Below are 26,725 nucleotides of genomic sequence, written 5' to 3'. Positions count from 1 at the left end.
TCGTGCGCGGCGCATTCCTCGCAGGAGTTTCACAAAACCCCCGGCGAACCGTCGCACTGGCCCGTTAATCCATAACAGGGATCATATCGGTTCGGGGATACATCCGCCATGAAGCTGTCCGTCGCCTGCCAAGTCGCGTCCTTGGCCGCCGCAGCCCTGTTGTCCGCTATGCCCTCTATGGTTTTGGCTGAGGCGACGAAGCCCGCGCCCCTGCACGCGCCGAACGGGCGTTGGGCGGCCAAGGGCTGGGCCGACCGCATTGTGCTGAGCCCGGCCGCAGACGCTGCGCGCGGCGCCGCCGTCGCCTGGCGCACCGACACGCGCCAGACCGCCGCCGAGGCCCAAATCACCGAGGAGATCGACGGCCCGCTGCTGGGCTTCGCCGCCCGCACCGTGGCCGGGACCACGGCGCCGATCGAGAACGAGAACGGCCGCGCCCTTTATCATCAGGCGCGCTTTGACGGGCTGAAGCCGGACACGCGCTATGTCTATCGCGTGCGCGCGGCCGACGGCTGGAGCGAATGGCTGCCGTTCCGCACGGCCAAGGCTGAGTTCGCGCCGTTCCGCTTTATCTATCTGGGCGACACCCAGAACGACATTCTGGAGATCGGCTCGCGCGTGATCCGCTCGGCCTTCAAGGAGGCGGGACCGGCGGCTCTGGTCGTTCATGCGGGCGATCTGGTGGCCCAGCGCGAGGAAAAGGTTCACGATGACGAGTGGGGCGAATGGACCGAGGCGGGCGGCCGCGCCTTCGCCATGACGCCGCAACTGCCCGCCAGCGGCAACCATGAGTACGTCGATCATGTGCTGCCGAACGGCGAGGAATCGCGCGTCCTGGGCCCGCACTGGCCGCTGCAGTTCGCCCTGCCGGACAACGGCGCCGAGGGGGTGAAGGCGACCAGCTATTATGTCGATTATCAGGGCGTGCGCTTCATCGTTCTGGACGGCACGGCGGCGATTGATTTGGGCGCAGGGGACAGCCAGACGCGCTGGCTGGACCGCGTGCTGGCCGAAAGCCCGGCGCGCTGGAACGTCGCCCTGTTCCACCAGCCGATCTACACCTGCGCCCGGCCCGAGGACACCGAGGAGCTGAAGGCCGCCTGGAAGCCGATCTTCGACGCCCGCAACATCGATCTGGTGCTGCAGGGGCACGACCATTGCTACGGCCGCGTCTCCAACCCCGCCGGAGCCGAGGCGTCGCGCGCTGACAGCGCGGCGGGCCGTCCGCAGGGGCCGGTCTATGTGGTCTCGGTCACGGGGTCGAAGATGTACGGGCTGAACGACCGGGCCGACACGCAGCCGGTGCGCGCGGCCGAGAACACCGAACTGTATCAGTTGATCGACGTCGAGGCGGATCGCCTGTCGTTCCGCGCCTTCACGGCGACGGGCGGGCTGTATGACGCCTTCACGCTGGAGCGGCAGGCCGGTGGGACGAAGCGGCTGATCGAGATGGAAGAGACTCTGATGGCCCAGCGCCGCTGCAACGGCGCGGCGGGGCCGGATGACCGCCCCTGCACCGCGCGCGGTAAGGATTGAGGGGAGGGCCTCGCCCTTACAAATCCGCTCATCCCGGCGGACGCCGGGACCCAGTGAGAGCGCCGCTCTGAGGCCTGTCCTGTCAGCCGCAGCGCCTTGAAGACAAAGCACTGGGTCCCGGCGTCCGCCGGGATGAGCGGGGGTAAAGCGACTGCGTCCTGCTTGCCGTAGGGGAGGGATTCGCCTACCCCTCGCGGCTTGATTCAACGGATGACGGACGATCCCGGATGAGCCTCGCGCTTCTCTTTCCCGGTCAGGGCAGCCAGTCGGTCGGCATGGGCGTCGCCCTGTCTGACGCCTTCGCCAGCGCGCGCGACGTCTTCGCCGAGGTGGACGACGCCCTGAACCAGAAGCTGTTCGAGCTGATGCGCGAAGGGCCGGAAGATCAGTTGACCCTGACCGAGAACGCCCAGCCCGCCCTGATGGCCGTGTCGGTCGCCACGGCGCGGGTGCTGAAGGTCGAGTTCGGCGTCGACGTGGCGCGCGCCGCCTTCGTCGCCGGTCACTCGCTGGGCGAATACTCGGCCCTGGCGGCGGCGGGCGCGATCAGCCTGTCAGATGCGGCCCGCCTGCTGAAGCTGCGCGGTCAGGCCATGCAGCGCGCTGTGCCGGTGGGCAAGGGGGCGATGGCCTCGCTGATCGGGCCCAAGACCGATCTGGCGCTGGCTGAAGAGGCCGCCAAGGCCGGTTCGGCGGCGGGCGTCTGCGTGGTCGCCAACGACAACAACAAGGGCAACGTCGTCATCTCGGGCGACAAGGCCGCCGTGGACCTGGCCATCGAAAAGGCCAAGGAACTGGGCGCGCGCGCCATTCCGCTGAACGTCTCGGCGCCCTTCCACTGCCCGCTGATGCAGCCCGCCGCTGATGAGATGGCCGCCGCGCTCGCCGATGCGAAGATCGTCGCGCCCGTCGTGCCGGTGGTCGCCAACGTCACCGCCCGGCCGGAAACCGACGCCGAGGTCATCCGCCGCCTGCTGGTCGAGCAGGTGACCGGCCGCGTTCGCTGGCGCGAGAGCATGGAGTGGATGGCGACTGAAGGCGGCGTGACCCGTTTCGTAGAGGTCGGCTCGGGCAAGGTGCTGACCGGCATGGCCAAGCGCATCGCCCCCGACGCCGAGGCTCTGGCGCTGAACACGGCCCAAGAGCTGGAAGCGTTCGCGAAAAGCCTTTGATCCTTCTCTCCTTGCGGGAGAAGGTGGCTGGCGCAGCCAGACGGATGAGGGGTCGCTGTGGCCTCTCAAGATTGAAGACACGGCAGGGGTCGGCACGACCCCTCATCCGGCCCTGACGGGCCACCTTCTCCCGCAAGGGGAGAAGGAAGAGGAGAGACAGAGATGTTCAACCTTACCGGCAAGACCGCCCTTGTGACCGGCGCCACCGGCGGCATCGGCGGGGCCATCGCCCGCGCCCTGCATGCGCAAGGGGCCACCGTCGTCCTGTCCGGCACGCGCGAAGCCGTGCTGGCCGATCTGGCCAAGGAACTGGGCGAGCGGGCGCATTTCGCCGCCGCCAATCTGTCGGACGCGGAATCGGTCGACGGTCTGGTCGCACGCGCTGAAGAAGCCGCAGGCGCGCCGCTGGACATTCTGGTCGCCAATGCGGGCATCACCAAGGACGGCCTGCTGATGCGGATGAAGGACGAGGACTTCCAGTCCGTCATCCAGATCAATCTTGAGAGCTATTTCCGTCTGACCCGCGCGGCGGTGAAGGGGATGATGAAGCGCCGTTCGGGCCGCATTATCGGCGTCACCTCGGTGGTCGGCGTCACCGGCAACCCCGGCCAGACCAACTATTCCGCCTCCAAGGCCGGGATGATCGGCTTCTCCAAGTCGCTGGCGCAGGAAGTCGGTTCGCGCGGGATCACGGTCAACTGCATCGCGCCGGGCTTCATCGCCTCGCCGATGACCGACGTGCTGAACGACCAGCAGCGCGAGGCCATCCTGTCGAAGATTCCGGCCGGACGTCTGGGCGCGGGCGACGAAATCGCCTCGGCCGCCGTCTATCTGTCGTCGGATGAAGCGGCCTATGTCACGGGCCAGACGCTGCACGTCAACGGCGGCATGGCGATGATTTGATCAATGCGTGAAGTGTCATCACGACGCGCAACAGACTATTTCCACTTCTGCACCCTGTGCTAAAGGGCACGGACGTCTTTCGGGGGTGAGTCTCATTGAGGCTTGATCCCGGCAGGCAGCCGTGACACGGCGAAACAACCCAAGACCCGCCTTCACGGCGATTTCAAACAGGCAGAGAGACACTCATGTCCGACACCCTCGAACGCGTCCGCAAGATCGTGATCGACCACCTGGACGCCGATCCGGACAAGGTCACCGAGAAGGCTTCCTTCATCGACGACCTGGGCGCCGACTCGCTCGACAACGTCGAACTGGTCATGGCCTTCGAAGAAGAATTCGACGTCGAAATCCCGGATGACGCCGCTGAGCACATCCAGACCGTCGGCGACGCGGTGAAGTTCATCGACGAGAAGCTGGCCGCCTGATCCGGCTGCGATCCGTCGCACTTGACCAAGCTGATGGCCGCCGTGACGGGACCCTAGCGGGACCGTTCGGCGGCCATTAGTGTTTCTGGCTACGATTCTGACCAAGAAGGAGCGCGAACCATGCGCCGCGTCGTCATCACGGGCCTTGGCCTGGTCACGCCTCTGGGCACGGGCGTCGAGCATGTCTGGAAAGGCATTCTGGACGGTCGCTCGGGCATCCGTCCGATCACCGCCTTCGACACCGAAGGCTACGGCTGCACCATCGCGGGCGAAGTCCCCAGCGTGGACGGGCGCGGCGGCGGCGAGGCGGGCCAGCCTGGCGTCTTCGATCCCGATCAGGTCATGTCGGCCAAGGACCGCAAGCGCGTCGACGACTTCATCCTGTACGCCATCGCGGCGGCGGACGAGGCGCTGGCCGATGCGAACTGGAAGCCGGAATCAGAAGACGACAAAGAAGCCACCGGCGTCATGGTCGGTTCGGGCATCGGCGGCCTGGGCCCCATCGCTGACACCGCCATCGTGTTGAAGGAACAGGGCCCGCGCCGAGTCAGCCCCTTCTTCATCCCCTCGGCCCTGATCAACCTGGCGTCGGGCCAGATCTCGATCCGCCACGGCCTGAAGGGGCCGAATCACTCGGTCGTCACCGCCTGCGCCACGGGCGCCCACGCCATCGGCGATGCGGCCCGGATGATCGCCCTGGGCGACGCCGAGGTCATGGTGGCGGGCGGGGCCGAAAGCTCGGTCGTGCCGATCGGCATCGCCGGCTTCCTGGCCTGCAAGGCGCTGTGCACCGCCTATAACGACACGCCGGAGAAGGCCTCGCGCCCCTATGACCGCGGCCACGCGGGCTTCGTCATGGGCGAGGGCGCGGGGATCATGGTGCTGGAGGAGTACGAACACGCCAAGGCGCGCGGCGCCAAGATCTACGCCGAGGTCGTCGGCTACGGCATGAGCGGCGACGCCTATCACATCACGGCCCCGTCGGAAGACGGCGACGGCGGCCTGCGGGCCATGAAGGCGGCGCTGAAGCGCGCCGGGATGCAGCCGTCGGACCTCGACTACGTCAACACTCACGGCACCTCGACCATGGCCGACTGGATCGAGCTGAAAGCCGTTGAACGTCTGGTCGGTGATCACGCCAAGGATCTGGCCGTGTCGTCCACCAAGTCGATGACGGGACACCTGCTGGGCGCCGCCGGGGCGATCGAGAGCATCTTCTCGGTCCTGGCCATCCGCGACCAGATGGCGCCGCCGACCATCAATCTGGACGACCCGGAGATGGAGACGCCGATCGACCTGATCCCGCACAAGGGCAAGGCCAAGAAGATCGGCGTGGCGATGTCCAACAGCTTCGGCTTCGGCGGCACCAATGCGGCCGTGATCTTCAAGAAGGTCGACTGACTTGGCCAAGGCTCCGTCCCGCCGCACCCCCAAGGTTCGCATTCCCAAGTCGCGCGTTCCGAAAAAGGGAAGCGGGGGCGGGGCGGGGCGTTCCGGCCCCAAGACAGGATTGGGCGTCGGCCTGATTACCGCCGCTGGGACGCTGGGCCTGTTTCTGGTCGCGGCGCTGGTGGCGTTCTGGGCCATCTACTGGGGACCGGGGCCGAAGGCGGCGGAAGGCGAGGCGACCATCGTCACCCTGCCGTCCGGGGCGGGCGTTCCGGCCATTGCGGCCAATCTGAAGTCGGCGGGGGTGATCCGCTCTACCGACCTGTTCCGCGCGGCGATCAGCCTGACGGGCGCCGACCGCAAGATCCGCGCGGGCGAATATGAGGTGCCGTCGGGCGCCTCCCTGGCGACGGTGGTGGGGCTGCTGGTCGACGGCAAGGCGGTGCGCCACTACGTGACCCTGCCCGAGGGCTGGTCCAGCGCCCAGGCGGTCGACATCCTGATGAAACAGCCGGTCCTGACCGGCGAGGTCGAGGTTCCGCCCGAGGGCAGCCTGTGGCCCGAGACCTATGAGGTCACGCGCGGCGAAACCCGCGCCGCCGTCGTCGCCCGGATGCAGCGCGCCGCCAAGGCCAAGCTCGAAACGCTGTGGGCCGCCCGTTCGCCCGCCACGGTGGTCGCGACGCCGGAAGAGGCGGTCATCCTGGCCTCCATCGTCGAGAAGGAGACGGGCATCGCCTCCGAACGGCCCGAGGTGGCGGCCGTCTTCACCAACCGCCTGCGGCTGGGGATGCGGCTGGAGAGCGACCCGACCATCGTCTACGGCGTGACCAAGGGGCGGCCGCTGGGGCGCGGCATCCTGTTGTCCGAGCTGCGCAATCCGACGCCGTGGAACACCTATCTGGTCGACGGTTTGCCGCCGACGCCCATCGCCAATCCGGGCGAGGAGGCGCTGAAGGCCGTGCTGAACCCGCCGCGTTCGGAATACGTCTTCTTCGTCGCCGACGGTACGGGCGGCCACGTCTTCGCCCGCACCTATCAGGAGCACCTGCTGAACGTGGCGCGCTGGCGCGAGATCGAGCGCCGCAAGGCCGGTCTGGCGGCGGGCGAAACCGCGCCTGAAACCTCGCCGGCGCCGATGACGGACGAGGCCGCGCCGCCCCTCGTCATCCCGCCGGGCGCCAAGGTCATTCGCGTGCCGACGGAGGCTGGACGATGAACAAGTTGATTTCAGGCATGACCGGCTTCGGCCGGGCCGACGGGGCGCTGGACGGCTGGACCTGGACGGTCGAGGCGCGCTCGGTCAACGGGCGCTCGCTGGAGACGCGCTATCGCGGCCCGCACGGCTTCGACAATCTGGAGCGGCTGGCCAAGGCGGCGGCTCAGGCGCGACTGAACCGGGGGCAGGTGACGCTGGGCCTGCAGGCCAAGCGCGCCGAGGGAAGCGAGCCCGCGCCGCGCGTCAATGAGGCGGTGCTGGCGACCTATCTGCGGCTGGCCAACCAGTTGGCGGAGGAGGGGGCGACCCCGTCCTCGGCCGACGGCCTGCTGGCCCTGCGCGGCGTGATCGAGGTCGTCGAAGAGGACGAGGACGCCGAGGCTCGCGCCGCACTTGAGGCCGCCATGGCCGCCACGGTCGAACAGGCGCTGGACGCGCTCAAGGTCTCGCGCCAACGCGAAGGCGAGCAACTGACGCCGGTGATTCACGACTTCGTCGGGACCATCGAGGCCCTGGTCGCGCGCGCGGAGCTTGAGGCGTCGGCGCAGGTCGAGGCCATCCGCGAACGCTTCACCCGCCGCATCAGCGAACTGGCGCCCGACGCGCCGGGTCTGGACGAGCGCGTCTTCCTGGAGGCCGCCGCGCTGGCGACCAAGGCCGACGTGCGCGAGGAACTGGACCGGCTGACGGCCCACGTCGCCTCGGCCCGCGCACTGTTGCAGCAACCCCCCGCCGGTCGAAAACTCGACTTCCTGATGCAGGAATTCATGCGCGAGGCGAACACCCTCTGTTCAAAATCCGCTACGACCGCGCTCACCGGAATCGGCCTGGAGTTGAAGGCCGTCATCGAGCAGCTTCGAGAACAAGTTCAGAATGTCGAATAACCGCACCCCCCGCCGTGGCGTCCTGCTGATCGTGGCCAGTCCGTCGGGGGCCGGAAAGACCTCGCTGTGCCGCCGCCTGATGGCCGACCACAAGGGGCTGGAGCTGTCCGTCTCCATGACCACCCGCGACATCCGTCCGGGCGAGGTGGACGGGCGCGACTACAACTTCGTCTCCGCCGAGGAATTCCAGCGCCTGATCGACGCCGACGCCTTTCTGGAATGGGCGGACGTGCACGGCAACCGCTACGGCAGCCCGGCGGCGCCGGTCGAGCGGGCGCTGGCGGAAGGCCGCGACGTCCTGTTCGATATCGACTGGCAGGGCGCCCGCGACGTGGCCGCCAAATGCCCCGGCGACGCCGTGCGGGTCTTCATCCTGCCGCCCAGCCTTGAGGAGCTGCGCCGCCGTCTGGTGACGCGTTCTCAGGACGCCGAGGACGTGATCGAGCGCCGCGTCGCCAACGCCAAGGGCGAGATCGAGCACTGCGACGACTTCGACTATGTGCTGGTCAATGAGGACTTCGACCGGTCCTACGCCGAACTGGCCCACATCTATCACGCCGAGCGCAGCCGCCGTCACCGCAACCTGTGGGTCGACGGCTATAAGCAGGCCCTGCTGAAGGAAGTGGTCTGACGCTCATGACCGAGGCCGAACACCGCCGCTGGCTGACTCAGGCTGTCGACCTGGCGCTGGAGAACGTCAGGGCGGGCGGTCGGCCGTTCGGCGCGGTTCTGGTCAAGGACGGGGCGCTGGTCGCCAGCGGCGTCAACCGGATGCTGGCGACGAACGATCCCAGCTCTCACGCCGAGATGGAGGCCCTGCGTCAGGCGGGCCCCGCGCTGGGCGGCGTCGATCTGTCGGGCGCGGTGCTCTACGCCAGCGGCCACCCATGCCCCATGTGTCTGGCGGCAGCGGTGATGACGCGGGTCAGCGCCGTCTACTACGCCTTCAGCAATGGGGACGCCGAGCCCTACGGTTTCTCCAGCGCAGCGACCTATCAGGCGTTGGGCGTGACGCTGGACCCGCCGCCCTTGCCGCTGACGCAGCTGGACGCGCCGGGGCGGACGGCGGCGATGCTTTACGCAGGCTGATTCATCCCCGGCGTAAGACCGGGGATGACGGATCAGAAACTCAGCCCTGCGCCGCTTCTTCGGCTCGCGCGGCGAAGAAGGGCTTGATGCGCGACAGGGCATCTTCGATCTCGGGCGTCGAGACGGCGAAGCTGAAGCGGATGAAGCGGTGGCCGTTGACCGGGTCGAAGTCGACGCCCGGCGCCGTGGCCACGCCCGTCTCACGCACCAGCTTCTCGCAGAAGGCCATGCTGTCGTTCGTCAGATGGCCGATATCCGCATAGATGTAGAAGGCGCCGTCCGGCGGGGCGATCGAACGCAGGCCCATGGCGGGCAGGGCTTCCAGCATCCGCTCGCGGTTGGCGCGATAGACGTCGATGTTGGCTTCCAGCTCTTCTTCGCAGTCCATCGCGGCGAGCCCTGCGAACTGGCTGAGCGTCGGCGGCGTCAGGAACATGTTGCCCATGCGCGCGCGCGCCTGCTGGACCTCTTCTTCCGGCAGGATCAGCCAGCCCAGGCGCCAGCCCGCCATGCTCCAGTATTTGGAGAAGCTGTTCACGATCATGGCCTTGTCGTCGAACTGCAGCATGCAGGGCGTGTCGTGGCCGTAGGTGATGCCGTGATAGATCTCGTCAGAGATGATGCTGATGTTGCGCTCGCGGCAGACCTCGACGATGGCCTTCAGTTCGTCCTCGGCGATGACGGTGCCGGTCGGGTTGGCGGGGCTGGCGATGATGACGCCCTGCGGCGCCGGGTCCAGATCGCGCAGCGCCTTGGCCGTCAGCTGGAAGCGCACGTCGGGGCCGCAGTCGATCTCCTGAGGGACGATGTGCAGGGCCTTCATCGTGTTGCGATAGGCGACGTAGCCGGGGCGCGCGATGGCCACCCGGTCGCCGGGGGCGAAGCGCATGTTCAGCGCCACCACCAGGGCGGGCGAGGCGCCCGCCGTCATGATGACGCGCTCGGGATCGATGACGACGCCGTAGCGGTCTTTATACAGCTTGGCCACGCGGGCGCGCAGATTGGGGCTTTCCCAATAGCCGCCGGCTTCGGCGTCGACCACGCGGTGCGCCTCGGCGATGGCGCGGCTGGGGGCGCCGGTCGAGGGCTGGCCGAACTCCATATGGATGACCGACTGGCCTTCAGCCTTCATCTCATGGGCGATGCGGCTGATGGCGATGGCGCGGAAGGGTTCGATTTCTACTGTCATGTCAAAGCGTCGGCCAATCTGAGGAATCCCGCAACGTCGATGGTCTCGGCGCGGGCGTCGGGTTCGATTCCAGCGGCTTCGCACAGGGCGGCGCCGCCAAGTTGTTTCAGGCTGGAGCGCAGCATCTTTCGACGCTGGCCGAAGGCGGCCGCCGTGACCCGTTCCAGCCGCTTCAGACGGTCGGGAGCAGGGCGCTCGGCGAAGGGTATCAGATGCACCACGGCCGAGGCCACCTTGGGCGGCGGGGTGAAGGCGGCGGCGGGCAGGTGCATGACGATGCGCGCCTCGGCCACGGCCTGACTGATGACGGCCAGACGGCCATAGGCGTCCTCGCCCGGCTGGGCCACCACGCGTTCGGCGACCTCCTTCTGGAACATCAGGGTGAGGGCGCACGGCGTCCACGGCCCCGTCAGCCATTTGATCAGCAGCGGCGTGCCGACGTTGTAGGGCAGGTTGGAGACCAGGTGCGTCGGTCCCTCGACCAGGTCGGCTTCCTTCACCTTCAGAGCGTCGGCCTCGACGATGGTCAGGCGGCCCGAGCCGTCGTCCAGTTCTGACAGCAGGGGGATGAAGCGCGGGTCCTTCTCGACCAGCACCACCTTGCCCGCGTCACTCTCCAGCAGGGCGCGGGTCAGACCGCCGGGGCCGGGACCGACCTCAATGACGGCGCTGCCCTCGAACGGCCCGGCGTAGCGGACGATCTTCCGCGTGACGTTGAGGTCCAGCAGGAAGTGCTGGCCGAAGCTCTTCTTGGCCGACAGGCCGTGGGCGTCGAGCGTTTCACGCAGGGAGGGCAAGATCATTTCTCCTTCTCCCCTCGGGGGAGAAGGTGGGCGGCGGAGCCGCTCGGATGAGGGGGCTGCGTCCGCATCTGCTCGGCCCGAAGGCGGATCGCGCCCAACAGGCCGTTAGGGTCGGACAAAAAGGCTTCATTGCCCGATCTCAGCACCATGAATCCCGCCTGCTCCAGTCTGGCGTCACGTTCCACATCCTGCGCCTCATGAAGCTTATGGACGCCGCCGTCCAGTTCTACGACGAGTCGAATTTCCGTGCAGGCGAAGTCGCAGATCGCGCCGGCGACGGGCGTCTGACGCCGAAACTTGAGATTGTCGAAGCGGCGGTCGCGGACGATCCGCCAAAATATTTCCTCGGCGGGGGTGAGGGTTCGCCGTTGTCGCCGGGCGTGCTTCGTCCTGTCCGGCGTTTGCCACATGGCTGGCCGCCCCCTCATCCGTCAGGCTGCGCCTGCCACCTTCTCCCCCGAGGGGAGAAGGCTATCGGTTGGGGCGGGCGGACGCCATCTCGGAAGCCAGTCGGACGGCGGCGATGAAGCTGTCGGCGCGGGCGACGCCCTTGCCGGCGATGTCGAAGCCGGTGCCGTGGTCGGGCGAGGTGCGGACGATGGGCAGGCCCAGGGTGGCGTTGACCCCGCCCCAGAAGTCCAGCGTTTTCACCGGGATCAGCGCCTGATCGTGATAGAGGCAGACGACGGCGTCGTAACGCGCGCGGGCCTCTTCGTGGAACAGGGTGTCGGCGGGGAGGGGATCGGTGATGTTCAATCCCTCGGCGCGCAGGGCCTCGGCGGCGGGACGCAGGACCTCGATCTCCTGCAGGCCGATGGCGCCGCCTTCGCCCGCGTGGGGGTTGAGCGCGGCCATGGCCAGACGCGGGGCGGCGATGCCGAAATCGCGCTTCATCGATTCGTGGACGACGCGGGCGACGCGGATGACGCGCTCGCCCGTCACCAGTTCGGGCAGTTGGTCGATCGGCACATGGATGGTGACGAGGCAGGCGCGCAGGTTCTGCGCCGTCAGCATCATCACCGGGCCGCGCGTGCCGCTGAAGGGAATGTCGGCGGTCAGTTCGGCGATGAACTCGGTGTGGCCGGGAAAGCGGAAGCCGGACGCATACATCGGCGCCTTGGCGATGGGCGCCGTCACCAGACCGCAGCCTTCGCCGGACAGCACCAGATCGACGCCGCGCTCGATCCAGTCGGCCACGGCGACGGCGTTGGCGGGCTCAGGCTGGCCCGCCGTCACGGGGGCGGGCGCCGGATTGTGCAGGACGGGGATGGCGCGGCTGAAGACGGCCGGGGCGTCCGAGGGGCTGAGCACAACCTCGACCGGCTGGCCCTGCGCCTTCAGCACCTCGGCGTCGCCGACCACGACGAAAGGGGCGACCGGCGCCAGAGGGCCGGGCGCCGAGCCCAGCACCGACCAGGCGCGCGCGATGATTTCCGGCCCCACCCCGGCGGGGTCGCCCATCGTGACGATGAGCGGCCGGAGCATCGTCATTCCTTGATTTCGATCAGGGCGTCGGCCCGCAGGTCGCGCAGGTAGCGGCGGCCCAGCATGGCGTAGTTCTGGTTCTGCAGGCGCGATTCGACCTGCTGCGCCGAGGGGGCCTCTGGCCCGCCCAGACGACGGCCGCAGACGGCCAGCAGGTGAACGCCCAGCGGCGTGCGGACGGCGGTGCTGATCGTGCCGACCTCGGCCGAGCGGGCGACCTGCTGGAACTGCGGCAACAGGTCGGCGACATCGCTTTCGCCCAGATCGGCGCCCATCAGCCCCTGTTCTGAGCGGGCGCGGGTCAGGATATTGTCGCAGGTCAGCTGGCCGCGCAGGGCCTCAAGGCGTTGGGTCGCGGCCGTGACCTGGGCGGCGTCGGCGTTTTCAGGCAGCTCGATCATGACCTGCTTCATCTGGACCATGCTGGTCGAGGCGCCCGAACGCTTGTCGCGCATGTACAGGATGTAGACCCCGCCCTCGACCGGAATGGGGTTCGACAGCTGGCCGGGCTCAAGCGTGTCCATGACGGACTGCAGGGCGGGCTGGACCGTGCCCTGAACCACCCAGCCGGCGTCGCCGCCGCGAGCCGCTGACGGAGCGGCCGAGAACTGACGCGCCACGGCCATGAAGGGGGCGCCCTGGATCATCTGCTGGACCAGTTGCTGGGCGCCGCCCATGGCTTCCTGCATCCCGCCGACGCGCGCGGCCTCAAGATAGATTTCGCCGATCAGATACTGGGGCTTGGTCGCCGATTCGGTTATCTGGCGCATGGCCTGATCAACCTGACCCTTGGTGACGCGGGCGCGGTCGCGGAAACGGCCGCCGACCAGTTCGCGCCAGCCGATCTCGGTGCGGATCTGCTCGCGGAAGGGGGCGATGGAGATGCCGCCCTGTTCCAGGAAGGCGATGAAGTTGGGGGCGGATGCGCCCGCCTGACGCGCCATGTCGGCGATTTCGGCGTCGACTTCCTGATCGGGAATCTTCAGCTGTTCGAACTTGGCGATCTCGGCGGCCTGAAGGTGCTGTTCGATCAGGTCGTTCAGCGCCTGCTGCTGGATGGCCGCGATGTTCTCTTCGGTCGGCTGAAGCTGCGACATGGCCATGATGACCAGCATCCGCTGACGCAGGTCGAAGCCGGTGATGATGCGGTCGTTGACGGTGGCGATGATGCCGTCGGACATGCGGAACTGCGGCGCCGGACCGGTGCGCTGGGGCGCTTCTTCGGCGGCGGGGTTCAGGGCGCCGGCGGCTGACCCTTTTGGTGCAGGCTGCTGGGCGGCGGGCGCAGGGGCCGTCTGCGCCATGGAGGGCTCCACGGCCGCGACGACCATGAGGGCGGCCAGGGCGGCTCCTGTAGAGTAACGCATCAAACCCATCGTCAGTCCTGATTCCCTAAAGCGGTCCCGAGCCGGTCGTTCGGCGTTGTTCATGCCACAGCGCCGGGAAGCATGTCCCCTACGCTGCAATACGGATCATGCCTACCGCAGTTCATTGCGATCATAGCCTGAAGACCCAAAAGTGGCGAGGTTAAGACGGATGTAAACGCCCTCGGCCGGGCCGGTCGGCCGCACGCGCGTGTTGTCGCGGCGCCAGCCCAGTTCGATGCGGAAGCAGTCGTCGTCGAACAGCAGGCCCACTTCCGAGCGGGTGATGATGTCGCGTTCCATATCGGCGATGCCGGTCACCGCTATGCCCCAGTTGCCGTGGATGAACTGATTGGCCGCCAGCTGGACCAGTTCATAGTTGCGGTTTCCGGGGCCATCCAGCGGATTGGAGCGGTCGACGATATAGCTCAGGCTGGCCAGGTTGCGGCGGCCCCAGCGGCCGTCGACGGTGGCCTCGGCGCGGCGGACTTCGCCCTTGCCGTCCAGTGTGGCGTGGAACCAGCCGCGCATCCGGTCGGACGGGTTGAAGGTGGCGTTGACGACCCAGTCCGATGTCCGGCCTGCCAGCCCTGTGGGGTCATAGAGGCGCGAAGGGTCATCCGGCAGCGGCGTCAGGAATTCATCCTGTTCGTCCGCCCTCATGCTGCGGCCCAGGAAGAAGCTGGCCGAACGCACATCATCCCAGCGCAGGGTGGCGCGGGCGCCCGCCGTGAAGCGCAGTCCGCCTTCCAGCAGGTCATAGCCGGGGAAGCGGTCCATGCGGAACAGCGACAGGTGGTCCAGTTCGATGATCTGGCTGTCTTCGTTGGGAATATAGCGGTTCAGGTCCGCCTTGTTCGAGATCGACAGCTGGGCCATCGGCTCCAGAATCAGGTCGGACGAGGCGCTGAGGGGGCGATACAGCGGATAGCTGACGTCCACGCCCGCGCTGGCGCGGCCGCGCGTCAGGGTCTGGTCCTTGACGCCGAGGGCGGGCGGCAGGTCGGCGACGGCATAGAAGTCGGCCCGCAGGTCCACGAACGGCTCCCACCGCACGCCGATGGGCGAGATCATGGCGCGGCGCCATTCGGCCTGGCCGGTGACGCGGCGGCTGTCGACGCCGGGCAGGCCGTCGGTCGGCCTGACGGGAATCAGACTGGGCGCCAGGGTGGGGAAGCCGACATAGGCGTCGCGCGTCAGCGACACGGCTGAACCGCGCAGGCGCAGGCGGCCGCCGAAGACGGGGTTTTCCGGCTCCCACCGGGCGTCGACCAGCGGCGCCACCAGCGGCAGGGTGTTGTCGTCCTCGAACACCAGATAGCCTTCCGGCGTGCGGAAGTCGGTGGCGGCGAAGGCCGGGTCCAGACGCAGGCTCTGCATCGAGAAGGCCGCGATCGACAGATAGGACCGCTCTGTCTGGCGTTCGGCGTAGATCTGGCTGATCAGACGGCGGCTGTCGCCGTAATAGAGGCCGTTGTCCTGATAGGTGTCGCGCACGTCATAGCGGTCGAACAGGCTCTTGTCCGACGTGCGCTCTGCCGTGAAGCCCCAGCGCCACGGGCCGTCGGGATCGAACTTGCCGTGGGCCAGCAGATAGCTGCGGGTGGTCTTGTCGCCGAAACGGACGTTGCTCTCGGCCTTGCCGTCGCCGTCCAGATCGACCTCGCCGAAGTTGCGGCCATAGGTGGCTCCGCCCCGGGCCACGATCATGCCGTCGTTGAAGCGCCTGCGCCATTGCAGATTCATCAGCGGCTCGACCTTGGTGTTGAACTGGGGGCTGACCAGAATGTCTTCTGACGGCGAGATGACGTGCAGATACGGCAGCTCCAGCGACACCCCGCGCCCGGATTTGTAGTCGCCCCACGGCACCAGGAAGCCCGACGCCCGGTCCACGCTGGGATCAGGGTGCGAGAAGGCGGGCAGGTAGAAGATCGGCACCCCGCCCAGCCGGAACACCACGTCGCGATACAGGATGGCGCGCAGTTCTTCGTTCTGGACGGCCTTCGAAGCCTGAATGGAGACGCTGGGCGTACGCGTCGCGCCCTCTGCGGTGCAGATGGGGCAGGGAGTGAAGATGACGTTGTTCAGCTCGCTGACGGTTTCCGAGCGGCGCACGGCGGTCGCCGCCATCAGGCTGGAGCCATTGGACAGGCGGGTGGCCAGATCGACGGCGACGCCGGCCTTGAAGTCGGAGCCCAGTTCAATGCGCTGGGCGTGAACGACCGAACCGTCCGGCGCCGTCAGCTCGGCGTCGCCCGAGGCCGTGGCGATGCGGTTCTGCAGATCATAGGACAGCTCCTGCGCGCGCAGGCTGTGTTGCTGGAAACGGGCGATGACGCGCGCGTCGGACGGCCCTTGGGCTGAGACGACGTCGCCCTGACGCTGGGCGGACTGGGCGTCGATGAAGACGGCGTCGGGCGTGAGGCCGTCCTCGCCGGGCGCCTGAGTCTGAGCCTGAACCGGAGCGGCGACAGGCGTCTGGATGTCCTGTGCGCTGGCGGCGTGGACAAAGGCCAGCTGGGACAGGGGCGCGCCCATGACCAGGGCCGCGCCGGTCAGCAGCCGAAGACGCAGGGCTCCCATACGGGGGAGGCGGCGATTGGTCATGCAGGGTCCACTCATTGCCGGGCGGGCGCAAACCGCCCGATTAGCCGTCTTCCGTATAGATCAGCAAGGTAAAGGCGGCGAGGGCCGTCAATATCGGCGGCAACCAGGCCGCGATCAGGGGCGGCACCACCTCGGCCGAGCCCATGGCCGAAGAGAACTGATTCAGGAAGAAGAAGGCGAAGCCCAGCACCACGGCCGCTACCGTCATCCGCGCCAGATCGCCCAGCCGCATCAGCCGCAGCGAAAAGGCCGCCGCCAGAATCGACATGGCGCCGAAGATCAGCGGCGTGGCCAGCAGCTGTTGCAGGCGCAACTGATAGGCGGTCGAGGCGAAGCCCGCGTCCTCGATCCGGCGAATCTGGTTGGGCAGCGACCAGAAGGGCGTCGACTGCGGCCGGGCGAAGCGCTGGAAGGCTTCTTCGTCGGCCAGATTGGACGGCAGGTCGAGGGTGGCGTAGCGCACGGCCCGCTGGCCCGTCTGGGCGCCTGCCGCGTCGGTCAGGCGCCAGCGCCCGGCGTTCAGGGTGGCTGTGGCGGCGTCGATCCGCTCGGTGAAGACCCGGCGTCCGCTGGAGGTCGTGGTGTAGATGAAGAAGGTCGCGTCCAGCAGACGTCCGCTGGCCTGTTCCTGACGGCCGCCGCGAATGATCATCTGGCGGTTGGCGTCGCCCTCGCGCAGCCAGACGGATTCGGCCGGATCGCTGCCGGGCGTCGTCCCGGATATGCGGGCGCGCTCGCGCTGCCAGACGCCGTCGCCCGCGGCGGCCAGCGGCCCCAGCACCGTCACCGTCAGCACGCCCAGAAGGACGGCGGCGCCCGCCGCAGGCAGGACGAAACGCCATGCCGACACGCCCGCCGCCCGCATGGCGATCAGTTCGCTGCGCCGGTTCAGGCTGACGAAGGCGCCCAGGGTGCCGAACAGGAAAACAAACGGCAGAAGCTGGACCACCACCGACGGCGACTTCACCAGCACCAGGCTGAAAATGCGCGCGCTGGACAGTTCGCCGGACGAGTTCAGCCCGCGCGACACCTCGACGAAGTCGATCAGCATGACCAGGGCGGCGATGACGGCCAGGGCCACGCCCAGCGCCTTCATCTGCTGCATCAGCACATAGCGTTCGATACGTCCCAGACGGAGCCTCATGCGAACCTCGCCTTCAGACGTTCCAGCGGCGCCCAGCTGCGGCGGCGGCGCGGCTTCAGCGCGCGGAACAGGATGCGCAGGGCCAGCGCCGTGGCCGCCAGCGGCACGGCGTATTGCAGCACGTTCATCGCCCCGTTCCATGCGCTGGCCGCCACCAGACCGTAGCCGATCACCCGCAGCACCAGAAAGGCGCCCGCCGCCCGGGCGATCCGCCCGCCATAGCCGCTGCGGCTGAAGGCGCCGCCCATGATGGCCGCCAGCGCAAAAGCCATGGCCGCCAGCGCATAGAGCGGAGAGGCCAGCCGCGAATGCCCCTCGGCCGCCAGTTCACCGCGCGTTCCGGCGCTGTCCAGCAGGGCGGGCGTCGGGTCGAACAGGTCCGTCAGCCACAGGTCCGACGGCTTGAAGCGGATGCGTTCATCCGTCTTGGCGTAGGGGGACAGGTCGAACACCTGCTGGTCGAACGACAGCTGGTTCAGCACCTCGCGCGATGAATAGCGCTGCATCGAACCGTTCTGCATGGTCAGCACCGGCAGGCCGTCCAGACGGCCGAAGCGGGCGGTTTCGGCGTCCCAGGTCGTGACCGTCTTGCCGTTGTCCAGATAGACGAAGAGGTTCTTCATCAGGCCGTTCTGCTCGATCTGCTGGACATAGACCGTCAGGCCGTCCGGGCCTTGGACAAAGCGGCCTTCCTCGACCAGCAGGGCGACCAGATCGGTGCGGATGGCGAAGGCCTGACGGCGTCCCTCACGCTGGGCCCATGGCTGGACGAAGACATTCACCAGCAGGGAGATGACGGTCACGATCAGGGCGATCTGCAGGGCGGGCCGGATCAGGGACCAGCGGCTGACCCCGGCGGCGTAGGCGGCGGTCAGTTCCTGCTCGCGCTGCAGCCGCGTCAGGGCGATCAGGGCGCCGACGAACAGGCCGATGGGCAGGATGACGGCGATCAGCTGCGGCAGGGCCAGCAGGGTCAGCTTGACCATGACCCAGACGCTCTGGCCGCGCTCGACGATGACTTCCAGCTGATCCAGACTCTGGCTCAGCAGGCCGATGCCGGCCAGCGCCGCGACCGCCGCCACGACGGGCAGGCTGATCTGGCGGAAAAGATACCTCTGGATCAGGGTCATGGGGCGGAAAAGGTCGTAAGAATCGACTGCGAGCGTGTTGCAGCCCAGGGCGATGCGAGCCATGTAATACACATCCGGCCGCCCCGACGGAACTGTCGCCGCGACCATGTCGAAAACAAGCGTGATCGGGGCATGATTTCCCGGTCTGGAGTGAGATTAATGAAAATAGAATTCGTCTCTTCGGCTGGAGCCGCTGAAATTCTCGCCGTGCTGGTTCACGACGGACGCGCGCTGGCGGGGACTGGTCCGGCGCTGGATCAGGCCGCCTCGGGCGCCCTGGCCAAGGCGATGAAGAACAGCCGTTTCACCGGCGCCTCCAACAGCAGCCTGAGCGTCGCCGCCCCCGCCGGGATCGACGCGAACGCCGTCCTCCTGGTCGGTGCGGGCGCCGCGGACAAGGTCGATGATCTGGCGGTCGAAACCGCCGCCGCCGCCGCTTATCAGGCCAGCAAGCTGTCGGGCGCCGAAGTCCTGACCATCGACGCGGCGCACCTGTCGCCGGAACTGGCGGCGCGCGCCGGTTTCGCCGTGCGTCTGGCCGCCTACCGCTTCGCCAAATATCTGACCAAGCAAAAGGCCGACAAAATTCCGTCGGTGACGACGGTGCGCGTCGTGACCTCGGACGTCGCCGCCGCCCAGGCCGCCTTCGGCCCGCTGTCGGCTGTGGCCGACGCCGTGCTGTTCGCGCGCGATCTGGTGTCTGAGCCCGCCAACATCCTGTACCCGGCCGAGTTCGCGCGCCGCGTGAAGGAACTGGAAGCCCTGGGCGCCAAGGTCGAGATCCTGGGCGAGGCCGAGATGGAGAAGTTGGGCATGGGCTCGCTGCTCGGCGTCGGCATGGGCTCGGTGCGTGAAAGCCAGCTGGCCGTCATCCAGTGGAACGGCGGCAAGGAAGGCGACGCCCCCATCGCCTTCGTCGGCAAGGGCGTCTGCTTCGACACCGGCGGCATCAGCCTGAAGCCCGCCGACGGCATGGAAGAGATGAAGTGGGACATGGGCGGCGCCGCCGCCGTGGCCGGCCTGATGCACGCCCTGGTCGGCCGCAAGGCCAAGGTCAACGTCGTCGGCGTTCTGGGCCTGGTCGAGAACATGCCGGACGGCGCCGCCCAGCGTCCGGGCGACGTGGTCACCTCCATGTCGGGCCAGACCATCGAAGTGCTGAACACCGACGCCGAGGGCCGCCTCGTTCTGGCTGACGCCCTTTGGTACACGCAGGACCGCTTCAAGCCGAAATTCATGGTCGACCTAGCCACCCTGACCGGCGCCATGATCATCTCGCTGGGCCTGGAATATGCGGGCGTCTTCTCCAACAGCGATGATCTGGCCGACAACATCGCCGCCGCCGGTCCCAAGGTGGGCGAGAAGACCTGGCGTATGCCGATCCCGGCGGAATACGACCGCCACATCGACAGCCCGATCGCCGATGTGAAGAACATGGGCAACGGCCGCGCCGGCGGCTCGATCACCGCCGCCCTGTTCCTGCAACGCTTCACCAACGGCACGCCGTGGGCGCACATCGACATCGCGCCGACGGCATGGGTCAAGGATTCGAAGAACCCGACCGTGCCGGACGGCGGCGTGGGCTGGGGCGTGCGTCTGCTGGACCGCATGGTCGCCGACGCCTACGAAGGCTGATCACGCCTGCGTTCATGAAAGGGTAGGGCCGGGTGTCTGACGCCAAGCCGGAAATCTGGTTCTACCATCTGGAGCGCTCGACGCTGGATCAGGTGCTGCCGACCCTGCTGGAGCGCACGCTTCAGCGGGGCTGGCGCGCTCTGATCCGGGGCGCTACCTCGCACCGGCTCGACGACATCGACGAGCTGTTGTGGACCTATCGCGACGACAGCTTCCTGCCTCATGGACGGGCCGATGGCGATCATGCCGCGCGCCAGCCTGTGCTTCTGTCCGAATCGGGCGAGAATCTGAATGGCGCTCAGGCGCTGTTCATCGTCGATGATTCAGAGCTTGGGGCCACGCAGGAGTTCGCACGTTGCTTCATCATCTTCGACGGCCGGGACGAGCAGGCGCTGAACCACGCGCGCGGGCGCTGGCGGACGCTGAAGGCGGACGGCGCCGACCTGGCCTACTGGAAACAGTCGGACGAGGGGCGCTGGGAAAAGGCGGCCTGATCGCGCTTGCAGGCGCGCTGGCCGTATCGGCCTGCGCCTCGCCGCCGCCGACGCGGGCGCCGTCCTATCCCCGCTATCCGACGACCACGCCCGTCGCGCCCGTCTCTGCGACCGAGCGCCCCTATCTGGCGGAGCCGGGCGTGCGCAACGCCACGGGCGAGGCCATGTGCAAGGCGGATGAGTTTCAGTGGCTGATCGGGAAACCGCGCAGCGAAATCCCCGTTCCTGTGGATGTGGTGAACCGCCGGGTCGCCTGCACGACCTGTCCGGTGGCCGAGGACTATTCGCCGTATCGGCTGAACATCTTCTACAACCAGCGCACCGGCCTGATCGAACAGGTCCGCTGCGGCTGATCGAAAGGACGCTGTCATGAAGACGTTTCCGCTTCTGCTCGCCGCTGCGGGTTTTCTGGCCCTGAGCGCCTGCGCCCCGACGCAAGGCAGCGGCGCGACGCCCGCGCCCGGCGGCCCTGACGTCTCGGACTTCGTCTGCGACGCCAGCGATTATCAGAGCTATGTCGGCCGCAACCGCTCGACCATCCCGGCCGCGCCGGAAGGCCGCATCTTCCGGGTGCTGTGCAGCACCTGTGCGGCGACGCTGGACTATCGCTCCAACCGCGTGACCTTCACCTATAACGACAAGACGGATGTCGTGACGCGCGTCAGCTGCGGGTGAGGGTCCCCTAATACCCGCTCATCCCGGCGGAGGCCGGGATCCAGTGCTTTGGCTGCAAACGCGGCGGATGAAGTTCTCACTGGGCCCCGGCGTCCGCCGGGGTGAGCGGGAGGCTTATCGCTCCAAGCTGTAGAGGGCGTCGGCGACGTCCTCGACCTTCTGGCGCACCACGGTTTCGGCGTCGCGCAGGCCGCGGTTGTAGAACAGCCGACCGATGTCGCGGCCGATGAACTCCACCAGCATCTCTGCGGGCAGGCGGCCGATTTCGACCTCCATCTCGTCGCGCAGATAGGTCTGCAGCCGGGCGGCCGCCTCCTGCATCTCGTCCTTGGACAGCAGGGGCGGCGCCTTGCTCATCACGACACCTCGGCCAGAGCTTCCTCGGCGGCGATCCAGTCGACCTCGGCCTGATCCAGATCGGTCTGGGCCTTGGCGCGGGCGCGGGTCAGGCCTTCCAGCTTCTTCGGATCATTGACGGCGGCGTTGGCCAGGTCGTCGTCCAGGCGCGCCAGATCGGCGGTCAGCTGGGCCATTTTGTCCTCGGCCTTCTTCACCGCATGGCGAAGCGTGGACGGGGACGGTCCTTTTTTAGTGGTCCTATCGCTCGCGCCGCGGGCGCTCGCTACTTGAGGACCGGCAGCCTTGTCGGCCTCAGGTTCGTGCTTGACCTGACTGGGCTTCATGCCCGCCTGTTTGGCGCGGTCGAGGACGAACTTCTGATAGTCGTCCATGTCGCCGTCGAACGGCTTCACCGACCCGTCGGCGGCCAGCCACAGCCGGTCGGCCACCAGCTCCATCAGCGAGCGGTCGTGGGTGATCAGGATGACCGCGCCCGTATATTCGTTCAGCGCGTCCAGCAGGGCGCGGCGGCTGTCGATGTCCAGGTGGTTGGTCGGTTCGTCCAGAATCAGGATGTGCGGCGCATCCATCGCCACCAGATTCAGCAGCAGGCGCGCGCGCTCGCCGCCCGACAGGGCGCCGACGGTTGTTTCCTGCTTTTCGAACGGCAGGCCGAACTGGGCGAGACGGCTGCGGCGGCTGCTTTCCGAGGCGTCCGGCATGGCGCGGCGGATGATCTCCAGCGGCGTGTCGGTCGGGTCCATCGCCTCGATCTGGTGCTGGTGGAACCAGCCTACGCGCATCTTGCCGTCGCGGTGGAACTCGCCCGTCTCGATGGTCAGGGCCTTGGCGATCAGCTTGGCGAAGGTCGACTTGCCCGCCCCGTTGACGCCCAGCAGGCCGATGCGGTCGTCCAGATCCATCCGCAGGTTCAGGTTCTTCAGGATCGGCTTGCCCGGCTCATAGCCGACGTTGGCTTTTTCCAGCCGGATCAGCGGCGGGGGCAGGGGACGTTCGGGCGAGGGCAGGGTGAAGGGAGCGACGCGCTCTTCGGGCGGAAGTTCGATGCGCTGCATCTTCTCCAGCCGCTTGACGCGCGACTGGGCCTGCGTCGCCTTGGATGCCTTGGCCTTGAAGCGGTCGATGAACTTCTGCAGGTGAGCGCGCTCGGCGTCCTGCTTGGACTTGTTGGCCTCCATCAGACGCAGTTTCTCGGCCCGCGTCTTTTCAAAGGTGTCGTAGTTGCCGGTGTAGAGGTCCAGCTTGCGGTTCGACAGCTGCAGGATGTGGGTGCAGACGCCGTTCAGCAGCTCGCGGTCGTGGCTGATGATCAGGGCCGTATGCGGATAGCGTTTCAGCCGCTGCTCCAGCCACAGGGCGCCTTCCAGATCGAGGTAGTTGGTCGGTTCGTCGAGCAGCAGCATGTCCGGTTCGGCGAACAGGGCGGCGGCCAGGGCCACGCGCATCCGCCACCCGCCCGAGAACTCGGCCATCGGGCGCAGGATGTCGTCATGGCTGAAGCCCAGACCGGCCAGGATTTCAGACGCGCGCGCCGGGGCGCTGTCGGCGTCGATCTCGATCAGGCGGCCCCAGATCTCGCCCATTTCCTCGGGTTCGGCGGTTTCCAGCCGGGTCAACAGGTCGTGACGCTCGACATCGGCTTCCAGAATGGTGTCCAGAACGCTGACCGGCGTGGCGGGGTGTTCCTGATCGACCGAGCCGATGCGCGCGGTCTTGGGCAGGGAGATTTCGTCGCCGTTGGCGGCCAGCTCGCCCAGGATCAGCTTGAACAGCGTCGACTTGCCGATGCCGTTGCGGCCGACCAGCCCGACCTTGGAGCCCGGCGGCAGGCTGACGGAGGCGTCATCAAGGAACTCGCGGCCCCAGGCGTTGTAGGTCAGGTTTTTGATCTGCAGCATGGCAACCGGAAAGAAAAAAGGCTCAGAGCGAAATCGGTTCATATGCGCTCGCATATGAACCCAGATATTCGCTCAAGTGATTGATCTGGGCCATTGATCTGAGTTCGGATTGGCTCAATCCGAACCGATAATGGTCCAGGCGCGGGGATATTGGAAAGATGTGCGGCGCTCGCTATAAGCCGCCGACCCTCAAACTCCCAAACAAGAAGTCACTCCCATGACCGAACGTACGTTCTCGATCATCAAGCCGGACGCCACCCGCCGCAACCTGACGGGCGCCATCAACGCCGTGATCGAAGGCGCCGGCCTGCGCATCGTCGGCCAACGCCGCGTCAAGCTGACCGAAGCCCAGGCCAAGAAGTTCTACGAAGTGCACGCCGAGCGTCCCTTCTACGGCGAACTGGTCTCGCAGATGATCGCCGAGCCGGTCGTCGTCCAGGTGCTGGAAGGTGACAACGCTGTCGCCAAATACCGCGAAGTCATGGGCGCCACCAACCCGAACGACGCTGCTGAAGGCACCATCCGCAAGCTGTTCGCCCTGTCGATCGGCGAGAACTCGGTCCACGGTTCGGACTCGCTGGACAACGCCAAGATCGAGATCGAGCAGTTCTTCACGGACGCCGACATCGTCGGCTGATCTTGAAGGGCCGCGCTCGTCGGCCCTTCGGGACCTCCCGATCCGACGCGGCTTGATTCATGAGCCGCGGGCTTGATCATTTATGCTCAAGCTGTGTGACAATTCGGCCCGCTCCCGGAACCGGGGGCGGGCCGTTTCGTTTTGCGATCACATTGGTTCGTGCAGACAGATCAGGATGACCGCCATGAAGACGATGCTGAAACTCGCCCCCGTGATCGGCCTGACGGCCCTGCTGGCCGCCTGCGGCACGACGACGGAGCAACGCGCCGCCACGGGCGCACTTGGCGGCGCCGTCGCCGGTCAGGTGATCGGCGGCAACACCGGCGCCACCGCAGCGGGCGCAGCCATCGGCGCCATCGGCGGCGCTGCGACCACACCGAAGAAGCCGCACGAGTAACTCTCTGGCCTCTTGCCTGAGGCGCCGTCATCCTCGGGCTTGACCCGAGGATCGGACTAACCGTCTGCGCGACGGCGGCAAGGTTAAGCAGGACGCTGCACTCGATCCTCGGGTCAAGCCCGAGGATGACGGTGACGATAGGGCGTTGAAAACAGAAAGGGCGTCGGCCGCGAAGCCGACGCCCTTTCCCTTTGTCCGTCGCCGGACGCGCCGCTTACCAGATGCGGGCGCGTTTCTCGGGGGCGATGTATTCCGCCTGATCCGGGGTGACGCCGAAGGCGGCGTACCAGGCGTCGATGTTGCGCGGCGGCGTAGAGGCGCGCGCCATGCCGGGCGAGTGCGGGTCGGTGGTCAGCTGCTCCTTCAGAGCCTCTTCGCGCGACTTCTCACGCCACACCTGGGCCCAGCCCAGGAAGACGCGCTGTTCGCCGGTCAGGCCGTCGATCACCGGGGCTGGCTGGCCGTTCAGGCTGCGCTTATAGGCGTCCAGCGCCATCAGCAGACCGCCCAGATCGGCGATGTTCTCGCCCATCGTCAGCTCGCCGTTGATGTGCATTCCCGGCACCGGCTCTTCAGCCGCGTAGATGGCGCCCAGGGTCTTGGCGCGTTCCTCGAAGCGGGCGGCGTCTTCCGGCGTCCACCAGTCGCGCAGCACGCCGTTGGCGTCGCTCTTGCGGCCCTGATCGTCGAAGCCGTGGGTGATCTCGTGGCCGATCACGGCGCCGATGCCGCCATAGTTGACCGCCGGATCGGCGTTCGGATCGAAGAAGGGCGCCTGCAGGATGGCGGCCGGGAAGACGATCTCATTACGCGGCGGGTTGTAATAGGCGTTCACCGTCTGGGGCGTCATGCCCCAGTCCAGCGGATCGACCGGCTTGCCGATCTTGCCGCGCTCATAGGCCCAGTCGAAGGCGGCGGCGCGCTCGACGTTGCCGTAGAGGTCGTCGGCCTTCAGCTCCAGCCCATCATAGTTACGCCATTTCTCAGGGTAGCCGATCTTCACGCCGAACTTCGACATCTTCTCGAGGGCCTGGGCGCGCGTGGCCTCGCTCATCCAGTCGACCACCTTCAGACGTTCGGTCATGGCGGCGCTGAGGTTGGCGACCAGCTGTTCCATCTGCGTCTTGGACGAGGCGGGGAAGTGCAGGCGGACGTATTCCTGACCCAGCACCTCGCCCAGCTGGCCGTCGACCAGAACCACGCCGCGGTTCCAGCGCGGACGGTTTTCGGGCTGGCCGCGCAGGGTCTTGCCGCGGAACTCGAAGCGCGAGTTGACGAAGGCGTCCGACAGATAGGGGCTGGCCTGATCGACGGTCTGGAAGGCCTGCCAGGCCTTCAGCGTCTCGATCGGGGTGTCGGCGAACACCTGGGCGATGCCGGGGATGGCGGTGTTTTCCATCAGCACCAGCGTCGGCACGCTTTCGACCTTGGACGCCTGCAGGAAGGCGGCCCAGTCAAAGCCCGGCGCGAAGGTCGCCAGCTGGGCGGCCGGGGTCGGGTTGTAGATCTTGTCGATCTGGCGACGCTCGACCGTGGTCCAGTGCTTCTCGGCGACCTTGGTCTCGAAGGCCAGGATGTCGGCGGCGGCCTGGGCCGGGTTGCTCCATCCGGCGGCGGTCAGGGCGCGCGTGACATAGCCGACATAGGCTTCGCGCTGCGAGGCGAAGTCGGGCTTCAGATAATAGTCGCGGTCCGGCAGGCCCAGCCCGCCCTGACCCAGATAGGCCGAGTTGACGTTGGGGTCCTGCAGGTCCTCGAACACAGCCACCCCGAACAGGGAGCCGCCGAAGCCTTCGTGGCTGGCGCCCATCAGACGGGCCATGTCGCTGTGGTTCGCCACGGCGCGGATGGCGGCCAGATCGGCGGCCATCGGCTGGGCGCCCAGCTGGTTGACGCGGGCCTCGTCCATGAAGCTGGCGTACAGGGCGCCGACCTTGCGGGCGTTGTCATTGGTCGGGTTGGCGGCGCTGGTCTCGATGATGGCGCGCAACTGGGCCTGTGAATTCTCATACAGGACGTCGAACGGACCGAAGCGGGCCTTGTCCGAGGGGATTTCCGTGTTCTTCAGATAGACGCCGTTGGCGTAGGCGTTGAAGTCGTCGCCCGGCTTCACCGTCAGGTCGCGGCCGTCCAGATCAAAGCCCCACGGCTTGATCTCGGGCACGTTGGAGACGGTCGTGGAGACGTGGGCGTGTTGTGCGAGGGTCGGTTGGGCCGTGAAGGCGAGGGCGACGGCCATGGCGGCGGCGCCCATCAGGCGAGTTTTCATCATCGGGTCTTTCCAGTCGTA

26 protein-coding genes are annotated in these 26,725 nt (G+C 67.4%); 15 read left to right on the top strand and 11 right to left on the bottom strand.

Annotation, left to right across the window (positions count from 1 at the left end; all coding sequences use genetic code 11):
• Positions 1 to 108: 108 nt before the first annotated feature.
• The 9 genes from ABE454_RS14320 to ABE454_RS14280 all read left to right on the top strand — a co-directional run bounded on the left by ABE454_RS14320 (position 109) and on the right by ABE454_RS14280 (position 8,617).
• Positions 109 to 1,536: a metallophosphoesterase family protein gene (locus ABE454_RS14320; protein WP_346532701.1), complete on the top strand. Its 1,428-nt coding sequence runs from the start codon at positions 109 to 111 to the stop codon at positions 1,534 to 1,536.
• A gap of 227 nt (positions 1,537 to 1,763) precedes the next feature.
• The gene (gene fabD / locus ABE454_RS14315) at positions 1,764 to 2,708 is read left to right on the top strand and encodes an ACP S-malonyltransferase (protein ID WP_346532699.1); all 945 of its coding nucleotides are present in this window, start codon (positions 1,764 to 1,766) and stop codon (positions 2,706 to 2,708) included.
• 162 nt (positions 2,709 to 2,870) lie between these two features.
• Positions 2,871 to 3,611, top strand: a complete 741-nt coding sequence (gene fabG, locus ABE454_RS14310; RefSeq protein ID WP_346532697.1) for a 3-oxoacyl-[acyl-carrier-protein] reductase — start codon at positions 2,871 to 2,873, stop codon at positions 3,609 to 3,611.
• Positions 3,612 to 3,796: 185 nt separating this feature from the next.
• On the top strand, positions 3,797 to 4,036 hold the full coding sequence (locus ABE454_RS14305; protein WP_003165440.1) for an acyl carrier protein: 240 nt from the start codon (positions 3,797 to 3,799) through the stop codon (positions 4,034 to 4,036).
• A 120-nt stretch (positions 4,037 to 4,156) separates the two neighbouring features.
• Complete coding sequence (fabF, locus tag ABE454_RS14300) at positions 4,157 to 5,437, top strand: beta-ketoacyl-ACP synthase II (protein ID WP_346532695.1); 1,281 nt, start codon at positions 4,157 to 4,159, stop codon at positions 5,435 to 5,437.
• A 1-nt stretch (position 5,438) separates the two neighbouring features.
• Positions 5,439 to 6,644 (top strand): endolytic transglycosylase MltG, encoded by a 1,206-nt coding sequence (gene mltG, locus ABE454_RS14295; protein ID WP_346532694.1) that lies wholly within the window; start codon positions 5,439 to 5,441, stop codon positions 6,642 to 6,644.
• Positions 6,641 to 7,528, top strand: coding sequence for a YicC/YloC family endoribonuclease (locus ABE454_RS14290; protein WP_346532692.1), 888 nt, complete (start codon positions 6,641 to 6,643; stop codon positions 7,526 to 7,528). The genes mltG and ABE454_RS14290 overlap by 4 nt, the downstream gene beginning before the upstream one ends.
• Positions 7,518 to 8,159, top strand: coding sequence for a guanylate kinase (gmk, locus tag ABE454_RS14285; RefSeq protein ID WP_346532691.1), 642 nt, complete (start codon positions 7,518 to 7,520; stop codon positions 8,157 to 8,159). The genes ABE454_RS14290 and gmk overlap by 11 nt, the downstream gene beginning before the upstream one ends.
• A gap of 5 nt (positions 8,160 to 8,164) precedes the next feature.
• Complete coding sequence (locus tag ABE454_RS14280) at positions 8,165 to 8,617, top strand: nucleoside deaminase (RefSeq protein ID WP_346532690.1); 453 nt, start codon at positions 8,165 to 8,167, stop codon at positions 8,615 to 8,617.
• Between the two features lie 40 nt (positions 8,618 to 8,657).
• Here ABE454_RS14280 and ABE454_RS14275 read toward each other — a convergent pair whose 3' ends face one another.
• The 8 genes from ABE454_RS14275 to ABE454_RS14240 all read right to left on the bottom strand — a co-directional run bounded on the left by ABE454_RS14275 (position 8,658) and on the right by ABE454_RS14240 (position 18,402).
• A complete protein-coding gene (locus ABE454_RS14275; RefSeq protein WP_346532688.1) occupies positions 8,658 to 9,806 on the bottom strand; it encodes a pyridoxal phosphate-dependent aminotransferase in 1,149 nt (382 codons plus the stop codon).
• Positions 9,803 to 10,609, bottom strand: a complete 807-nt coding sequence (rsmA, locus tag ABE454_RS14270) for a 16S rRNA (adenine(1518)-N(6)/adenine(1519)-N(6))-dimethyltransferase RsmA (protein WP_346532686.1) — start codon at positions 10,607 to 10,609, stop codon at positions 9,803 to 9,805. The genes ABE454_RS14275 and rsmA overlap by 4 nt, the downstream gene beginning before the upstream one ends.
• The gene (locus ABE454_RS14265) at positions 10,606 to 11,019 is read right to left on the bottom strand and encodes an endonuclease domain-containing protein (protein ID WP_346532684.1); all 414 of its coding nucleotides are present in this window, start codon (positions 11,017 to 11,019) and stop codon (positions 10,606 to 10,608) included. Before ABE454_RS14265 ends, rsmA begins: the two co-directional genes overlap by 4 nt.
• 61 nt (positions 11,020 to 11,080) lie before the next feature.
• Positions 11,081 to 12,100 (bottom strand): 4-hydroxythreonine-4-phosphate dehydrogenase PdxA, encoded by a 1,020-nt coding sequence (gene pdxA / locus ABE454_RS14260; RefSeq protein ID WP_346532682.1) that lies wholly within the window; start codon positions 12,098 to 12,100, stop codon positions 11,081 to 11,083.
• Positions 12,097 to 13,461 (bottom strand): peptidylprolyl isomerase, encoded by a 1,365-nt coding sequence (locus ABE454_RS14255; RefSeq protein ID WP_346532680.1) that lies wholly within the window; start codon positions 13,459 to 13,461, stop codon positions 12,097 to 12,099. Before ABE454_RS14255 ends, pdxA begins: the two co-directional genes overlap by 4 nt.
• A gap of 111 nt (positions 13,462 to 13,572) precedes the next feature.
• Positions 13,573 to 16,065: an LPS-assembly protein LptD gene (locus ABE454_RS14250; RefSeq protein WP_346532678.1), complete on the bottom strand. Its 2,493-nt coding sequence runs from the start codon at positions 16,063 to 16,065 to the stop codon at positions 13,573 to 13,575.
• A 40-nt stretch (positions 16,066 to 16,105) separates the two neighbouring features.
• A complete protein-coding gene (lptG, locus tag ABE454_RS14245; RefSeq protein WP_346532676.1) occupies positions 16,106 to 17,209 on the bottom strand; it encodes an LPS export ABC transporter permease LptG in 1,104 nt (367 codons plus the stop codon).
• The gene (locus ABE454_RS14240) at positions 17,206 to 18,402 is read right to left on the bottom strand and encodes an LptF/LptG family permease (protein ID WP_346532675.1); all 1,197 of its coding nucleotides are present in this window, start codon (positions 18,400 to 18,402) and stop codon (positions 17,206 to 17,208) included. Before ABE454_RS14240 ends, lptG begins: the two co-directional genes overlap by 4 nt.
• Before the next feature lie 96 nt (positions 18,403 to 18,498).
• Between ABE454_RS14240 and ABE454_RS14235 the strand changes: the two genes are divergently transcribed.
• The 4 genes from ABE454_RS14235 to ABE454_RS14220 all read left to right on the top strand — a co-directional run bounded on the left by ABE454_RS14235 (position 18,499) and on the right by ABE454_RS14220 (position 21,143).
• Positions 18,499 to 19,974, top strand: coding sequence for a leucyl aminopeptidase (locus ABE454_RS14235; protein WP_346532674.1), 1,476 nt, complete (start codon positions 18,499 to 18,501; stop codon positions 19,972 to 19,974).
• Between the two features lie 32 nt (positions 19,975 to 20,006).
• Positions 20,007 to 20,468 carry a DNA polymerase III subunit chi gene (locus ABE454_RS14230; RefSeq protein ID WP_119411811.1) on the top strand — a complete coding sequence of 154 codons (462 nt, stop codon included), beginning with the start codon at positions 20,007 to 20,009 and terminating at the stop codon, positions 20,466 to 20,468.
• 140 nt (positions 20,469 to 20,608) lie between these two features.
• On the top strand, positions 20,609 to 20,821 hold the full coding sequence (locus tag ABE454_RS14225; RefSeq protein WP_346532671.1) for a hypothetical protein: 213 nt from the start codon (positions 20,609 to 20,611) through the stop codon (positions 20,819 to 20,821).
• 16 nt (positions 20,822 to 20,837) lie between these two features.
• A complete protein-coding gene (locus tag ABE454_RS14220; RefSeq protein WP_346532670.1) occupies positions 20,838 to 21,143 on the top strand; it encodes a hemolysin in 306 nt (101 codons plus the stop codon).
• Positions 21,144 to 21,257: 114 nt separating this feature from the next.
• Here the strand turns inward: ABE454_RS14220 and ABE454_RS14215 are convergent, their stop codons facing one another.
• Entirely contained in the window at positions 21,258 to 21,500 is a 243-nt protein-coding gene (locus ABE454_RS14215; protein WP_346532669.1) for a DUF2164 domain-containing protein, read from the bottom strand.
• A complete protein-coding gene (locus tag ABE454_RS14210; protein WP_346532667.1) occupies positions 21,500 to 23,401 on the bottom strand; it encodes an ABC-F family ATP-binding cassette domain-containing protein in 1,902 nt (633 codons plus the stop codon). Before ABE454_RS14210 ends, ABE454_RS14215 begins: the two co-directional genes overlap by 1 nt.
• Positions 23,402 to 23,618: 217 nt before the next feature.
• Between ABE454_RS14210 and ndk the strand changes: the two genes are divergently transcribed.
• Positions 23,619 to 24,038: a nucleoside-diphosphate kinase gene (gene ndk, locus ABE454_RS14205; protein WP_024353012.1), complete on the top strand. Its 420-nt coding sequence runs from the start codon at positions 23,619 to 23,621 to the stop codon at positions 24,036 to 24,038.
• A 184-nt stretch (positions 24,039 to 24,222) separates the two neighbouring features.
• Positions 24,223 to 24,435 (top strand): hypothetical protein, encoded by a 213-nt coding sequence (locus ABE454_RS14200; RefSeq protein WP_346532665.1) that lies wholly within the window; start codon positions 24,223 to 24,225, stop codon positions 24,433 to 24,435.
• A gap of 214 nt (positions 24,436 to 24,649) precedes the next feature.
• On the opposite strand, the gene ABE454_RS14195 is transcribed toward ABE454_RS14200, so the two are convergent.
• Positions 24,650 to 26,707, bottom strand: a complete 2,058-nt coding sequence (locus ABE454_RS14195) for a M13 family metallopeptidase (protein WP_346532663.1) — start codon at positions 26,705 to 26,707, stop codon at positions 24,650 to 24,652.
• Positions 26,708 to 26,725: the final 18 nt, after the last annotated feature.

The sequence above is a fragment of the Brevundimonas diminuta genome, assembly GCF_039673845.1.
GTDB classification, from domain to species: Bacteria; Pseudomonadota; Alphaproteobacteria; order Caulobacterales; family Caulobacteraceae; genus Brevundimonas; species Brevundimonas diminuta_E.
Note: the sequence above shows the minus strand (reverse complement) of the source record. Positions and strands in the feature narration are given on the sequence as shown.